General features: G+C 60.7%; 10 protein-coding genes and 1 tRNA gene. 5 read left to right on the top strand and 6 right to left on the bottom strand.

Annotated features, from left to right (window positions below; all coding sequences use genetic code 11):
- Window positions 1–4 precede the first annotated feature (4 nt).
- From V3572_RS05110 to V3572_RS05090, 5 genes are all read left to right on the top strand, one after another.
- Entirely contained in the window at window positions 5–817 is an 813-nt protein-coding gene (locus V3572_RS05110) for a phosphoribosylformylglycinamidine synthase subunit PurQ (protein WP_332109904.1), read from the top strand.
- Window positions 818–909: 92 nt separating this feature from the next.
- Window positions 910–1,512: a tRNA adenosine(34) deaminase TadA gene (gene tadA, locus V3572_RS05105; protein WP_332109903.1), complete on the top strand. Its 603-nt coding sequence runs from the start codon at window positions 910–912 to the stop codon at window positions 1,510–1,512.
- Between the two features lie 192 nt (window positions 1,513–1,704).
- Window positions 1,705–1,798, top strand: a tRNA-Ser gene (locus V3572_RS05100).
- A 444-nt stretch (window positions 1,799–2,242) separates the two neighbouring features.
- Complete coding sequence (locus V3572_RS17790; protein ID WP_442877355.1) at window positions 2,243–2,407, top strand: integrase core domain-containing protein; 165 nt, start codon at window positions 2,243–2,245, stop codon at window positions 2,405–2,407.
- Between the two features lie 96 nt (window positions 2,408–2,503).
- The gene (locus V3572_RS05090) at window positions 2,504–5,812 is read left to right on the top strand and encodes a hypothetical protein (RefSeq protein WP_332109902.1); all 3,309 of its coding nucleotides are present in this window, start codon (window positions 2,504–2,506) and stop codon (window positions 5,810–5,812) included.
- Window positions 5,813–6,063: 251 nt separating this feature from the next.
- Here V3572_RS05090 and brnA read toward each other — a convergent pair whose 3' ends face one another.
- From brnA to V3572_RS05060, 6 genes are all read right to left on the bottom strand, one after another.
- Window positions 6,064–6,297, bottom strand: a complete 234-nt coding sequence (gene brnA / locus V3572_RS05085; RefSeq protein WP_332109901.1) for a type II toxin-antitoxin system BrnA family antitoxin — start codon at window positions 6,295–6,297, stop codon at window positions 6,064–6,066.
- On the bottom strand, window positions 6,278–6,574 hold the full coding sequence (locus V3572_RS05080) for a BrnT family toxin (RefSeq protein WP_332109900.1): 297 nt from the start codon (window positions 6,572–6,574) through the stop codon (window positions 6,278–6,280). The genes brnA and V3572_RS05080 overlap by 20 nt, the downstream gene beginning before the upstream one ends.
- A gap of 176 nt (window positions 6,575–6,750) precedes the next feature.
- Window positions 6,751–7,188: a very short patch repair endonuclease gene (locus tag V3572_RS05075; RefSeq protein ID WP_332109899.1), complete on the bottom strand. Its 438-nt coding sequence runs from the start codon at window positions 7,186–7,188 to the stop codon at window positions 6,751–6,753.
- Between the two features lie 230 nt (window positions 7,189–7,418).
- On the bottom strand, window positions 7,419–8,558 hold the full coding sequence (locus tag V3572_RS05070) for a DNA cytosine methyltransferase (RefSeq protein WP_332109898.1): 1,140 nt from the start codon (window positions 8,556–8,558) through the stop codon (window positions 7,419–7,421).
- Between the two features lie 64 nt (window positions 8,559–8,622).
- Window positions 8,623–13,164 carry a translocation/assembly module TamB domain-containing protein gene (locus V3572_RS05065; protein WP_332109896.1) on the bottom strand — a complete coding sequence of 1,514 codons (4,542 nt, stop codon included), beginning with the start codon at window positions 13,162–13,164 and terminating at the stop codon, window positions 8,623–8,625.
- 81 nt (window positions 13,165–13,245) lie between these two features.
- Window positions 13,246–15,039, bottom strand: coding sequence for an autotransporter assembly complex protein TamA (locus V3572_RS05060; protein WP_332109895.1), 1,794 nt, complete (start codon window positions 15,037–15,039; stop codon window positions 13,246–13,248).
- Window positions 15,040–15,107: the final 68 nt, after the last annotated feature.

Genomic DNA, 15,107 nt, shown 5'->3' with positions numbered 1-15,107 from the left:
CGTCATGCCCAAGGTGAAAACCCTCGTGATCACCGGTTTTGGAACCAATTGCGAGGTCGAATCGGCGTTCGCCGCGACCCAGGCCGGTTCCGACGTCACCGATATCGCCTATTTTTCGGACGTCACGGCCGGGCGCACCCGGCTTGCCGAGTACAACTTCCTGATCTTTCCCGGGGGATTCCTCGACGGCGACGACCTGGGCGCGGCCCAGGCCGCAGCCCTGCGGTGGACCCACGCCAAAACCAGCACGGGCGAGGCGGTCATTGACCAGCTCAAGGCCTTTTTCGAGGCTGGCGGGCTGATCCTGGGCATCTGCAACGGCTTTCAGCTTCTGGTCAAAATCGGCCTTTTGCCCGGCCTTTTCGGCAAATATTTCGTGCGCGAGCTGTCGTTGTCCAATAACGACTCCGGACGCTTCGAGGACCGCTGGGTGACGCTTGCGGCCAATCCGGCCTGCCCCTGCGTCTTCACCCGGGGGATTTCGCGCCTCGATCTGCCCGTGCGCCATGGCGAGGGCAAGCTGGTTCCCAAGAATCAGGCCGTTTTGGACGCCCTGTGGGCCGAGAACCTGGTGGCCCTGCAATACGCCGACCCGGCCACGGGCCTGCCCACGGAGAAATATCCCGAGAATCCCAACGGCTCCCCCATGGGCATCGCCGGACTGACGGACCCCACGGGCCGCATCCTGGGGCTCATGCCCCACCCCGAGGCCTTCAACCATCCGACCAACCATCCCGGCTGGACCCGGGGCGAGACCTCGGTCCTGGGAACCGTGCTTTTGGAAAACGGCGTGGCCTACCTCAAATCCTCGACCTGACCTGCTGGGCCGCCGGGGCGGACAGGATGCCCCCAACCCTCGCGCGCCCCTGCGGAGTGTGGCCCGGCAGCGCGGTCTTTCCGGAATCCTTTATGGACGCAGACGACGCCCCTTCCCTGATCCTGGCCGAAGCGCCGCCCTGCCCGACCCCTCCGGGGTCATGGGAGGCGGCTATGGAACCGGCCCTGGCCGAGGCCAGGCGCGCGGCGGCCTTCGGGGACGTGCCCGTGGGGGCGGCCGTCTATTCCCCCCGGGGGGAGCTTCTGGCCCAGGCCGGGAATTCCCCATTGCGTCTAGGAGATCCCACGGCCCACGCCGAGGTGCTGGCCCTGCGCCAGGCGGCCGAGCGCCTGGGCAACTACCGGCTTTCGGACTGCATCCTGGTCTGCACCCTTGAGCCGTGCCTGATGTGCATGGGGGCCATGGTGCATGCCCGGATCGGGCTCCTGGTTTACGGCGCGACCGATCCCAGGACGGGGGCGGCCGGAAGCCGAATGGCGGCCATGGAGCTGCCTTTTCTCAACCATCGCTTGATGGTTTTCGGCGGGGTCCGGGACGACGAATGCGCAGAGATGCTGCGGCGGTTTTTCAAGGCCCGGCGGGAGCGTCCGACCACGACGGATGTGGCCGGGATGGCGGGCGCGGCCTGGGCGGAGGCCTCCCCTGGCGGGCTGTTCGGAATCCGAACCGGCTGAGACGGTGAGTCGCCGTCCGGATGGCCCTCAGGCGGGAGCATCCGGCCGGGAATCGGCATGGGGCGCATGCTCCGGCCCAAGCGGGGCCCGGTGGAGCGGGAAAATCCGGCCAGAAACCGGGCATGAAAGTCTTGCCTAATCCCAGCGATGCAGCTATTATGCTAAATTCGTTCGCTGTCGCGAACCGCGCGCGGAGAGGTACCGAAGTGGCCGTAACGGGCCCGACTCGAAATCGGGTTGTGGGTTAATAGCCTGCACGTGGGTTCGAATCCCACCCTCTCCGCCAATAGACCATTCAAGAAATTCCCAATTCGTCCGTTATCCCTTGATAATCAACGAGTTGGGAGTTTTTCTTTGTCCGTTGTTGTAAGTCTTAATCCGCCTCAATCCCGCTTTGCTCCCGTACAACTTTCCGTATATCTGACGCGACATTCTACAAGTGGTGCAGCACGGTGCTATGGATTTCGTAAGCGACAGCCTGCCTGACGGACGGCGTATGCGTGTGCTGTCGTAGTATATCTTTGGGATCGTCGCAGCCATTGCCTGGAACCGGACAGATCCATTACCGGAGAACGGGCAGCCAGAAGATTGGAAGCGCTGCGCCTTCAGGGATAGTCCTAAGGTCATCCGCATGGACAGGGCTGGAGTTCACCAGTAAAGCTCTGGACCGCTGGGCACATGAGCACAGGGTCAAACTGGAGTTCATCCGCCCTGGAAAACCAACGGACAACTGGAAGCCAGGAAGATCTTCGAAGAATGGCGGCAGGACTACAACGTCCTGCGTCCGCACAGTGCGCTGGGCGGCTTGAGCCCAGAGGAATACAGAAGAGCCTCGAAAGGGCAGAAGCTGAAAGAGTCGAGACCGAACTTATCCGTGGTTAACACGACGGAGTAAGGCCAAGTTCGCCTCAAAAAAGGGTATATTTCGAGCATGATAGAATAAACATGGCAGGGTTGCCATTATGCGCTATTTAACGCTATATATCGAGTTATGAACACTTCAGACAAAGTTTTTTCGCCGTCGGATTTCTTGAAAGGTCGTCGTCCTGAACTGTTTTCCGACACAATACAGACGACAGAAGAATATTTGGAAAAAGATCAACTTGAGTTTCACTTAGATACTCTTACACAGAGGCAGCAAGAATATCAGTTCGAGCATTTTTGTCGACGACTTGCCGAGAGGGAACTTTGTCCCAATTTAGTCCCTCAAACCGGGCCAATGGGAGGGGGGGATGCGAAAGTTGACACAGAAACATATCCGGTGGCGGATGAAGTTGCTCTGCGTTGGTATGAAACCGATCCAAAAGCAGCAAAAGAACGATGGGGATTTGCAATTAGTGCAAAAAAGGATTGGCAGAGTAAAGTCAAATCAGATGTTCAAAAAATAGCAAAAACAAACCGTGGTTATAGCCTTATATATTTCATGACTAATCAGTCCGTTTCAAGCAAAAAACGAGTTGACGTAGAAGATAGTTTGCACACTGAATGGGATATTCCAGTTAGAATATTGGATCGTACTTGGATGATTGAAAAAGTCTTTGAAAATCGAAGATGGGATATAGCCTTTTCAACACTGGAAATTAGCAGGCCGCAGACGAATATATCAACATCAAACGGTCCAATCGACACGGAAAGGCTTGCCGAGTTAAAAGAACTCGAGTCTTTCATTGATGATCCTGGTCGCTATCGTTTCTCGAAGTATCAACTCATTGAAGATTGCTTACAAACAGCTTTACTTGCAAGAGGTCTGGCGTACTCACGGATGGATGTTGATGGACGGTTTGAGCGTGCCCTTCGCATTGCTCGTGAGCATGGAAGCAAAAGAGACATTTTTAGGGTTCTTTATAACAAGGCATGGACTGCTTATTGGTGGTTTGATGACTTCAATGAGCTTGATCATCTTTATACTGAACTTGCCGACTTAGTTGTAGATTTTAATTCATCTTGGCAACTGGAGAAGTTGGTCAATTTGTGGATTGCTGGAGTAACTTGGATACGGCAAAAAAAATATTATTCAGAGATCAATACATGGAAAGAACGGACAGGATTCTTAAGAAATGCTTTGCTCATCCAGGCAAAGGACCAAACCAGGCCAACTAATGCCCTTTGGGCGCGAACTCAGCTTGTGTTTATGGATTTAAATGATGCGATAATAAAGCCGGAAATAATGCCAGATATTTTGAATTTGATGTCCGGAGTCCTTGATGAAGCACAGGGACTTCTAGATTATCCCGTTGCTCATTTGATTCAAATTATAGAAGACATGTCCATTATCGCTAAAAACTTTGAAGAATATGACAAGGTTCTTGAGAAAGCTATCACCTTACAATCAAGCCGAGTCGGAGAATCTGAACAGGGAAAGATGCGCCTTAGATTCGGCCATAACAAACTTGAATCAGGCAAACCATATTCTGCAATAGAGCAATATGGAAAGGCGCAATTTTTACTAGCAAAAAGTGAGCACATTCTATTGTTTATTGAAACTATATATTCGCTCGCATTGGCTTATGAGCGGGCTGGCCTTCTTTGGGCAGCCAGGGCAAACCTGCTTCAGGCCTTAGACCGTACTATGCATGAACACCTGAAAGGAGAACCAATACTACTAGTCTCTCTTTCAATCATACGAAAGTTGTACTGGATAGAACTTCGGCTTGGTAGAGTTCCATGCATTCTAGGATGGATCCGTTGGCTGGGTATTTTGTACAATGTACTTGAATTGGAAAATGAGAAACGGGAAGAGTTAAATAATGAATTTGTTCACATGGACTGCATCCTAGGTATTTTGGTTCTGAAAAGCGATCCCAAGGTATGGGGAGAACTGGAACATGTTGCAGGTCTTTTCGACAAGCTAGGCCTTTTTATGTCTCGTGCCAGTGTATTATTCACAATGGGATATGAGGACATGTATCGATCAGAATATGGCGAAAATGATCAAGACTTACAGCATTATTTCAGCTTATGGTTAGCTCAGCCCGCGAACGATGATCTCCCTGTTATGCCCGACTGGCTATTGGGAGAAACAGTAGAGATGAAGACTAATATCCTGGGGTGTGAGATCAAAGTTGTTGCCGATAACAAAACTAATTCAATTGTTCTGGGGGAGGCCATATTAGCATTCGCTGAGTCGTTTATGGCATCAACAATTATGATGCATAGCGTGTTCTCATCACGATCAAATCTTTCAATTTTTATATCATCGGATGATAGCCAATCTGGAATTTTCTCTTGCGTTCTTGAAGTCAACGATTGTGGAGAATCACAAATTAAAGTTATCCATCACAATAGATCATTGTCTAACATTACTACAGATGAAGCCTATAATGATTCTATGCAAGATTTATTGGTAATGCTTATTAGTGAAATTAACTGTTCCATTTTACCAGAGCAACTTGATACTCTTTTTGGAAAGGAACAGGTACAGAATCGGGCGTTCTGGACAACGTCAATGCCTCTTGCCTTTGACAACATTTTTGGGGATTCACCAAGATACTCGATAAAGGACTGGGAAGAGTATGCAACTGATGAACGATTACCTTTTAAAAGGGCCGTACCCTGGACGCCTACAGCCATCCACCCTTTCCAGGAGAACTCAAAAAATATTGTTGGATTACATCACAGAAAAGAGAAAAATCTTTCAAAACCTTTTGATTCGGACTCTTTCAAGCACAGTGATATAATGACTCTTTCCGTGATCAACACCCGGTTGTGGGATCAAGCAAAATGGAGAGGCACGGGCTACATGTGGGATCCAGAGATCAAAATGCCAATCATGGTTTTGATTTTTGAGAATTTTCCTTATGGTGAAATGATATTTAACGGATGGAAAAACGCAGCCAAGAATGGCATTCTTGACGATTTTGTGGATATTTCCATTATTAGAGGTGTTCAAAAAACAAACCCAGCCCATTATCGTGTTGCCATAGGTTCTAATCTCAATTCCATTCAGCAGATAACGAAAAATTCATCTCGGATAGTACTCAATACCTTTCGGCTGAACACAATGGAACCCCAGCGTACTGACAATCTTACAATTTTTTTAAAGTGTTTCGAAGACGCCGGTTCCTTTAAGATTTGCCCTGGGTCTTTCCTGCAACATGCCACTCCCCAATCAATTAACCAACGTACAGGTTTTATTAAAAAAAGGCTAAAAATAGTCAATGCATGGGAAATTGGTCGAAATGATCCATTACTCGCAGCCTTGAATGCATCAGACGATCCAATAATTCCCGCTTCAACATTAAACCCACCTTGTCATGATGCATACGAACTAATTAGAAATAAAAAGAAATTTCAAGATTAGCATTACACTTTTAATTTGAATAGTGGAGGAGCTGGATTGTTTTTTTTCTGCTACGTACAAGTATTCGTAAAAAAATTTTGTCTGCTCCCAAATCCCACCCTCTCCGCCAATCACACGTTCACACCCTCCCGCATTCGCCTTCCCTGCATCGCCGCAAGCCGGACCCGGAGTTTTCCTGTGTCCGGGGATGCCCGCAGCCCCTCACCCAGGCCGGGCGATATCGGCGTCGTCAAGCGGTCAGGCGCCTTTTGTCAGCGAACGCTCTGCGACTCCTGCGCAAGGCAATTGGCTATCCACACCTTGACCAGGGCCTGCCGACTGACCCCAAGGCGGCGGGCTTCCGTATCCAGCGCCTCCACCATCCATTCGGGAAAGTCCACATTGACGCGCTTGAGCTTGTTCGGACGGGAGGCCTTGGCCATGTCCGCAACGGGCATGACGCTTGCGCCGTCGTCAAACTGCGTGTCAAAAGTCTTCGCTTTCATAGGCCTCCACCTCATCTTTTCGTGACCGGCGCACGGAAATGATCCGGACGAGGCCCCGTCGGCAGGTCATGATCGCCGTCCAGCGCCTCCCCGCCAGCATGCCGATGCAGGCGTGTCGCGGTTCATCCTCAAAGCGCAGCGGAAAAACCAGCAGATTCTCATCATCCCACAGGGCCTTGGCCGCTTCAAAATCAAGGCCATGCTTCGCGTTGTTGGCGGCGCTTTTTGCGGGATCGTACTCAAACTTCATCGCAAAATGATATAAAAAATATACCATTTGTCAACGGTTGCGGGGGCAGCAGGGGCAATGCCGCATTCGCCCGCACCGCGTCGCCACAAGCCGGATACGCCGCCCCGCCAGTCGGCCAAGACCCAGGGATAGACCACCGGCCGTCACGTGCGGGCCACACGGTGGAGTTCGGCGCGCCCGGGGCGTAGCGGGCCCACAAGCCGTCACGTGCGGGCCACACTCCCGGCCGGGCCGACGTCCAGAAAATCCCGCAGCCTGTCCGCCAGCATCGCCGCATCTTTTATCTCGCACTCCCAGACAACCAGCACCCGCCAGCCCAGGGCCTCCAGGTCCGCTCTCGCCTTTGCGTCGCGGGCCGTGTTCCGCGCCAGCTTGCCAACCCAGTAGTCCGCGTTGGCCTTGGGCATCCGGCTGCCTCGGGTGCATCCGTGGCCGTGCCAGAAACATCCATGCACGAAAATCACCGCCTTGCGGCCGGGGAAAACGATGTCCGGGGAACCGGGCAGGTCGCGCCGATGCAGGCGGAATCGATAGCCCAAAGCATGCAGGAGGGAGCGGACGGCCTGTTCCGGTCGGGTATTTTCGCCTTTGACGGCCCGCATGACCCGGCTTCGGGTCTGCGCGTCAAAGACGTCAGCCATCACCGGGCCGCCCTCTTGAGCATGATCCAGCCGGATTGTCGTACCATCCGACCTGACCTGATAACGGTTGTGCTTCGTTCAAGACCGGCTCCTGTCGTCCTGGCCGTCGCCATGCGGGGTCGAGTCGATGCCGTGGCGGACAACCCCGTTTTTCTCCACCACGACCGCCCTTTCGTCAGGCAGCGTGCCGGGGACGGCGCCCGCCTGCATGCCGGACTTCCCTGGCGGCGTCAGACCGCCATCGCGCTCCTTGAAACGTGCAGAGACGGTTCAAGTATCGTGCGGGACAGCCAGGAAACCACCGGCACGGCCACTCCGTCTCCGATGAGGCGGTAGGCGTCGTTGTACCGCTCGGGCAGGGGGTAATCTTCGGGCAGGCCCATGAGCCGTGCGGCCTCGCGGGGGGATAGGAGCCGGGTGCGGACCTTTTTGCCCTCAATCACCATGATGATCTGACGGCTTGACCCTCCCGCCGGGGTACGAAGGCATCCGGCCACCTCGTCAAAGCGAACCTCCGCCCTCTGGGCCTTTGTTCCATCGCCCTGCGGGCGGGTCCGCTTGTAGACGGCGCCCACACGTTTGCCGCCCTCTTTCTGGGCCTTTTTCACCTTCTCCAGGTGCAGCGGCGACATGAGCTCCAGGATGCGTTTTGTCTCAAAGGCTGTGTGCCACTTCACGCCATGCGGCTCATCCTCCATCAGGTCCGAGAGCTTTCCGGGTGTTGCCTGCGGCCTGGGCGGAGTTAGCCACAACCAGGCGGCCCTGGCCTGCGGGGACAAGCGGTCATAGGCGGCGGCGAATGCGTTGGGATGCCAGGGGGGCAAAGGACCATCGCCCGCCAACCCTGGCGCGGGCGTCGTCTCCGGGCCGAAGGCCACGATGAAAAGCCGGGGGCGGCTTTGGGGTAAAAAAAGTTGGGCGTCCACCACCAATGGAGCGTATCGGTAGTCTTCCCGGGCCAAAGACTCGCAGATGGCGGCAAGGTCGCGGCCTTGATGGGAAGTGATGGTCCCACGGACGTTCTCAAGGACAATGATACGGGGGGCGCGGCCTTCTGCCCGCAAGCCCCGCATGAGCCGCCAGAAGGCCCAGAAGGCGCCGGAGCGCTCACCCCCGAGTCCCGCGTAATGGCCGGCCAAAGAGAGGTCTTGGCAGGGAAAGGAGGCCCAGGCCAGATCGGCGTGTCCGGGAAGGTCCGAGGTCTTCAGGTTTGCCGCATCGCCCAGGCGCAGTTCGTGGGAGGATGGGAAATAGGCCCTGTAGGACGCCGCTTTGCCCGGATCGAAGTCATTGGCGAACAGGCAGGGCCAGTCCGGGCCAAGCCCGATTCGGGCCATTCCGGCCCCGGCGAAGAATTCATAGAAACCCATGGCCCCCACCCTCATGGACTGATGCCGTCGCCGGGCCGCCGCAGGCCTGAAAAAAACGGCCGCATCAGTAGTCCCACTTCCAGTTGACGCCCACACCCTGGTTGGAATCCGCGCCCACCTTGCTTTCCAGGCTGATGTTGGGCGTGATGTCCACCTCCACGGCCACCGAGCCGCTGTCGGCGGCCGCGCCCTGGTCCACCGTGACCTTCACCCCCTTGGCCAGATACTTGGCGGCCCGCAGGCGGGTGGATTCCAGGCCGCCCTGGCCGGGAACGAAGTCCAGTTCGTCAAGCCCGGCCAGCCGCCGGGTCCGCGACAACAGATCGAGCGAGGTGCCGCCCCCGGACATGAGCGCCGCCCCGGCCTGGGCCATCTGCAGACCCTGGAAGGCGGTGATGGTCCCGGCGCTTTGTCCGAACAGGATGCGGGCCAAAATCTCGTCCCGGGGCAGGGGCGGGTTCGAAGTCAGGGTGATCTTGGGGGCCGAGGCCGAACCCGTGACCAGAACGCCGCAGGTGGCGTCGCTGGCGGCGATGCTGGCCTCCACGTCCAACTCGGGATCGGGGGGCGTGCCGCCGCTAAACGACACCCGCCCCTTGACCAGTTCCAGGCGTCGCCCGAAAAATTCCACGCCGCCCCCCTGGAGGGTATGCACCCCGCCGGTGACGTGCGGCGCAGCCGCCGTGCCGCGCACGGCCACGTCCCCCTGCCACTCCGATTCCAGGCCCATGCCCCGGACATAGACCCCGTTTCCCACGCCCACGGTCACATCCAGGGACATGTCCGAGGCCACGGCCGGTGCGGCGGTTTTCCGCTTGTCCGACGGGGGCGGCGCGGCGGGATTGTTGATCTCGACCACCGCCACCTGGGTGACGTCGGGCGGCAGCCGGGAGGGGATGTTCACCTGGGCCGGGCCGACAAAAAGCTTGCCCGTCACCGCCAGGGCGCTTCCCTTGCCCGAGGCCGCAACCTCGCCGGACAGGGTCGCCTTGGCCAGGTCCATGTCCGCCACGGTCAGGGCGCTCAGCACGGCCGCGATGTCCAGGGAAAACCCCGCCCCCGGCGAGAGGTCGGCCTGGCCGGACACGCGCATGGTCCCCTTACCGTAGTCCCTGGCGGAGAGCTCCACCAGGCGGATCTGCCTGCCTGCGGCCTCAACGGCCAGATGCAGGTCTTTGAGGCGCATGCCCGTGTCGGCGTTTTCGACGGTCCCCCCGGAAAGCCCGGCCTTGCCGCTCAATACCGGCGCCGCCAGAGAGCCTGCGGCCGACATGTCGGCCGTGAGCCGCCCCGTGGCCATGGTGTTGGCCTGGGCCAGAAGCGCCGCGAAATCCGCAAGCTCCACATCCGCCGTCAGGCTTCCCGACAGGGCGCCATCCGGGGGCGTCTCGAAGGCGAAAGGCGTCAGGCTGAAGCGGGCCGGAAGCGCCACCCGGGCCGCCAATGGGGTCTTGCCCATGCCCGAGACCGCCAGGGAGGCCTGAATCCCCCCCTGCTCCACAGTTGCGGTCACGTCCACGGCCAGGGCGGGCGACATTCCACCTTGGCCACCTTGGCCACTTTGACCACCTTGGCCACTTTGACCACCTTGGCCACTTTGACCACCCTGGCCGCCCAGTCTGCCTGCTCTGGCCGCCCCGCCCGGCATTCCGATCCCCTGGGCCGTCAGGTGCAGGGACACCTCGGGACGTTGGCCGGAACCGGACACCCTGGCCTCGGCCCGGGCCGTTCCCGTCATCCCCGGCGCGCCGAAAGCGGCCAGCTCGGGCAGGGACACGTCCCGCACCGTCACCTTCAGGTCGGCGTTATTGGCGTCGTAGCCGCCGTCCGCCGCAAGCAGGGCCTTGCCCAGGCCCAGGCGCAGGCCGGTGACGGACAGCCGGTCCCCGGCCAGGACCAGGGCGGCCTTTTGGGCAAGCGTCACGGGCATGTCGGCCACCTTGGCGGCAAGCGTGGCCAGCTCCAGGTTCAGGCCCAAAGGACCGGGCGCGGCCCGTCCGGTCATGTCGAACCGCACAGGCCCCACGGCGTCCAGGGAGGCCTTGCTTTTTATGGAAAAATCCAAGCCCTTGCCGTCGCGGCCAAAGGCTGTGACATCCAGGGAGGACACCGCCGCTCCCGGGGCCGTGACCCCGCTTGCGGCCAGGATGAGCTTTCCCCGGGGGGAACGCAGGACATCCGAAAGCTCGGCGGACAACGACACTTTGGAGACGGTGGCCCCGGGCAGCCCCAGGCCATTGCCCGTCAGGGTGGCCGTGACGCCCTGCCCGCCGCCTTGCTCCGCGAACCGGGCGTCCAGGGCGAAGCTCCCGGACAGGGGCGAACCGAGCATGGCCCCCAGGCGGCCCAGATCGGCGGACGATCCCGACAGGTTGCCGGACAAAAGGCCGCTGTCCAGGGCCAGACGGGCCTGCCCGGTCAGCTTCACCCCGGGACCGGACAGGGTCAGGCCGCTCACCTCCACCCGCCCCGGCGGCATGCCGATTTCGGCCTCAAGTCCCAGCCGTTCCCCGCCGACCGTAGCCGTGGCCGCAATCCGCCCCCGGAACTGCCCGGCCAGATCCGAGGCCGAAACGCGGATGTCGCCCGAGGCCGCGGGCATATCCCCGATCCGCAGGCCGGAAAGGCGGATGTCGGCCGTGGCGTCCGGGGAATCCAGGCGTCCGGAGAGGGTGGCCTCAAGGCCCAGCTCGCCCCGCAGGGGGCGTCCCGCCGCCGGAGAAAGGGCCTCCAGATCCGGGATGTTCACCGTGGTTGTGGAGGCGATGGTCCGTCCGGCCAGATCTATCCGGGCCTCGGAGGCCAGACGCAGATTTTTGCCGCTTAAGGCAAGCTCCGGCACGGTGATGCTTTCGCCGTCGATCCGGGCCTTGGCCGAAAAGGTGGGGGCTTGCCCCAAAAGATGCGCGATCCGGGCTGCGGCGGGTTCGCCGGAAGCGGCGGAAAGCCCGGCCAGGCCGCCGGACAGCTTCACGCCGAACCCCTGGCCGTCCGGCTGCCCGGCAACCGTCGCATCGGCCCGAAGGGCCCCGGACAGGGGCAGCCCCAGGCCTGTGGCCAGCTCCCCCAGGTCGGCCAGGGTGATCCGGCAGGCGGCCTGCATGGGCCGGGTCCGGGACAGATCGCCCTGGGCGGCGACGGCAAGGCCTCCGGCCGTGACGGACAGGGAGCGCACGGCCGCGTCCATGTTCGGGGACAGTCCGGCGTCCAGGGCCAGCACCAGGGCATGGCCCTTAAAAAGCGCGCCACCTGGGCCGCGCAGGCCGGTGATCTCGCCGCCGCCCGTGACGCCGAGTCCCGGAAAGACCGGCCCAAGATCCGCGACAGGGGTAAAATCGAAGGACAAGGCGGCGGACGACATTCCCGCCTGGGGGGTCTGCAGGTCCTTGGCGGCCAGGGTCAGGCGCGCCGTGGGCCGGTCCAGGTCGCCAGAGGCCGTCAGGCGGGCCGAAAAGGTTCCGCCGATTTCCCCGGCCAGGGGGATGAGCGCTGCGAGGCTGGGGATGTCCAGGGAAGCGTCCAGGCCCATGCTCCCGGCGTCCGGGTCGGTCTGTCCCGAGAGTTCCAGGCGGGCCGGGCCGACAGTGACCCACGAGGGCTCCACAAAGACCGCGTCCGTTCCGAGAACCGTGCCCCCGGCCAGGGAAAAATCGATCCGTTCGGCCACGGCTGCGGCATTGGGGGGAAGCATCCCCGGCAGCGGCGCGGCAAAGCCGGTCAGCGCCAGCCTGGCCCTGGCCTTGGCCGCCAGGGGGACGCGAAGGGATACGTCCGACTCCACCAGAGGCCGGTCGGCCAGACGGGCGGTCAGCCTGCCCGTCCAGTCGGCCAATGGTCCCTCCCCGGCCAGGGCCACGACCAGGGGGCCCCGGCGGCAGTCGGCCCCGGACGGATCGAGGGCCAGCCCCAGAGGGCCGCCCGGGGCCTCTTCGGCGGAAAGGTCCACGGCCAGGGACCAGGCGGCCAGGTCCGCCCGGCAGGTGAGCCGGGCAAAGGCCTTGGGGCCGTCCCGGCGGTCGGCGCGCAAAAGGGCCTCCACCAGCCCACCCCGCTCCGACATCCGCCCGGCGATGGCGGTTTCGGTGCGTTCGCCTGATATGGGCGCGTCGAGAATCAGCCGGTTCACGGCCAATCTCTCCACCAGAATCGGCGGCAGGCCGGGAAGGGTCGGCGGCCAGACCATGGCCACGGGTTCTTCGTCCGGCGGCAGATCGGGCGTCCGCAACACCCGCACGATATCGGCCGAAATTTCGTCGATCACCACCCGGCCCGTAAAAAGCGCCCACAGCGACCAGTCCAGGCGGGCATCGGCAACCACAAGCCATGGCCCGGCATGATCCATCAGGGCTATGGTTCCCACCCGGATGGAAAAGGGCAAAAACCCCTCCAGGCCGTCGATTCTGGCCGTCAGCCCGGGGGTGGCGGCCACGGCCCGTTCCAAAAGGCGGCACACCCCGGCCCGCCCGGGCCCGGTCTGGATGCCCGCAAACAGAAGCACGACGACAAGCAGGAGGCCCGCAACGGCGAAAAGCGCCCACCGCATGGCGCGGCGCGCCAGATGGGGAGGGGGGGCAGGGGTCTGGTCCGTGCGGGTGGGCTGGGTCACGAGGGGATTCCTTGTCCTGGGGGGCGGCAGAGGCCTTGCTGAGCGGTCATGGGACTGGGCCAGGCGCCAACGCCCGGGCGATCAGAAGGCCTGCCCGATGCTGATGTAAAACTGCCCCACGTCGTCGATGTTCTCGCGGCGGTTGAGCGGCGTGGCCACGTCCACCCGGATGGGGCCAATGGGGGTGTAGACCCGCAGCCCAAGGCCAGCGCCGAAACGCAGGGACTCCTGGTAGGGCGGCAGCGCGTCGGCGAAGGCCGTGCCGCCGTCCAGAAAGGGCACGACCCCCACATATTCGGAGAGCCGGACCCGCAGTTCCGAGGAAAAGGTGAACACGGATCGGCCGCCGGTGGGGGTCTTGCTGCGAAGCGGTCCCACGGTCTGGTAGGGATAGCCCCGGATGGAGCCGCCGCCCCCGGCATAAAAGCGCAGATCCGAGGGCAGTTCGTCCATGGATGCCCCGATGTCCGCGCCCAGGTAGCCCCGGTTGGCGAAGATGACGTCCGGGGAGTCGAAAAGCCGCCAGTAGAACGCCGCGTTGAGCTCGGGCCGCACAAAGGCCGACTGGCCGTCCGCTCCGGCATAGGGGGCCAGGGACAGGCTGGTCAGGAAGCCCTTTTGGGGATCCAGGGGGTCGTCGCGGGAATCGTAGGCCATCTCCATGGGAACGAAGACGAAATGATAGTCCTTGCCGGACTCCCAGGGACGGCTTTTGTCCTCGGAGATGATGGACAGCCGGTATCCCAGCCCGGCGGCGGCCGAGAGATGGTCCCCCATCTCGCGGCGCAAAAGGGTCGTGGCCGTGAAGTTCTCGCCGACGTACGCCTCCAGCTCCTCGTTGGCGTAGCGGGCCTTGGTGGTCAGCTTTTGCCGGGGATGCCACAGGGCCGGAAGCTCGAACACGGCCTCGCCGTATTGGCGGATGGGCGAGGCCCCGGTGGACAGGGAGAGCTTTTCGCCCTGGCCGAAGAGGTTGCGGTGTTCCCAGCCCAGGGTGAATCCCGGGCCCTCGTCGCTTTTATAGTCCACCCCGCCCTTGAAGGTCCGGTGCTTGCGCTCCAAAAGCCGCAGAACCACGGTGGCCCGGTCCTTGGCGTCGAGCTCCCGGTTCGGCTGAGCCTCGATGCTGGAAAAAAGCCCCAGGGCCATCAGGCGGGTGCGCAACTGCTCCACCAGACGAATGTCGTAGGGCTGTCCGACGCTCCAGGGAATCTCCCGGCGCACCACCGCCGGGTTCACCTCGGTCAGGCCCTCAATGTCGGTTTCCCCGAAGGTGGCGTCCGGTCCCGGGTCCACCCGCCACAACACCGTGACCGCATGGGCTGCGAAATCCGCCGTGATCCTGCGATCGGCGACATCCGGAAAAGGCCGGCCCTGTTCCTGAAAGCGGCGCAGCAGCGTTTCCTGGGCGGCCAGCACGGCCTTGGCCGAAAAGGGGGCGTTTATGCCCAGCCCGAGGTCTTTGGGTGTCGGGAAATCCACCTTGCGGTTTTCCTCGCCCTCGGGAAGCGTGAACCGGACCTCACGCAAAACGAAGACATCCCCCAGCGTGACCTGGAAGATCACCTTGACCGGCGCGGTCTGCTGGTCGATGGCCACACGGGTTTCGGCCGCAAAAAATCCCCGGGAATTGAAGACGTCCTTGAAGGCGGCCAGGTCGGATTCGGCCCGCCCCTTGAGCAGAAAGATCGAAGGCGAAGGCGTGTCCTGGGCCTGCCTGACGCTTGAGACCTCACCAAGCAGGGACGTAAGCTCCGGATCGGCCACGCCCTGGATCTCCACGACATAGGCCAGGCCATCGGGCGTCGGCGTCTCGTCCTCCGCAAAGGACGATAGCCGGGGCGACAGGAAAAAAAAGGCGCACGCCAGCCCCAAGATGATGGCTACGTTGGGAAACGGACATAAATAATACAGCCCGTGCCCGACGGACGTCCTCCCTGTGG

It is taken from the genome of Desulfolutivibrio sp. (assembly GCF_036584575.1).
In the GTDB taxonomy this organism is placed as follows: domain Bacteria; phylum Desulfobacterota; class Desulfovibrionia; order Desulfovibrionales; family Desulfovibrionaceae; genus Desulfolutivibrio.
The sequence above is the reverse complement of the archived record's forward strand: the minus strand, read 5'-3'. Positions and strand labels throughout refer to the sequence as shown.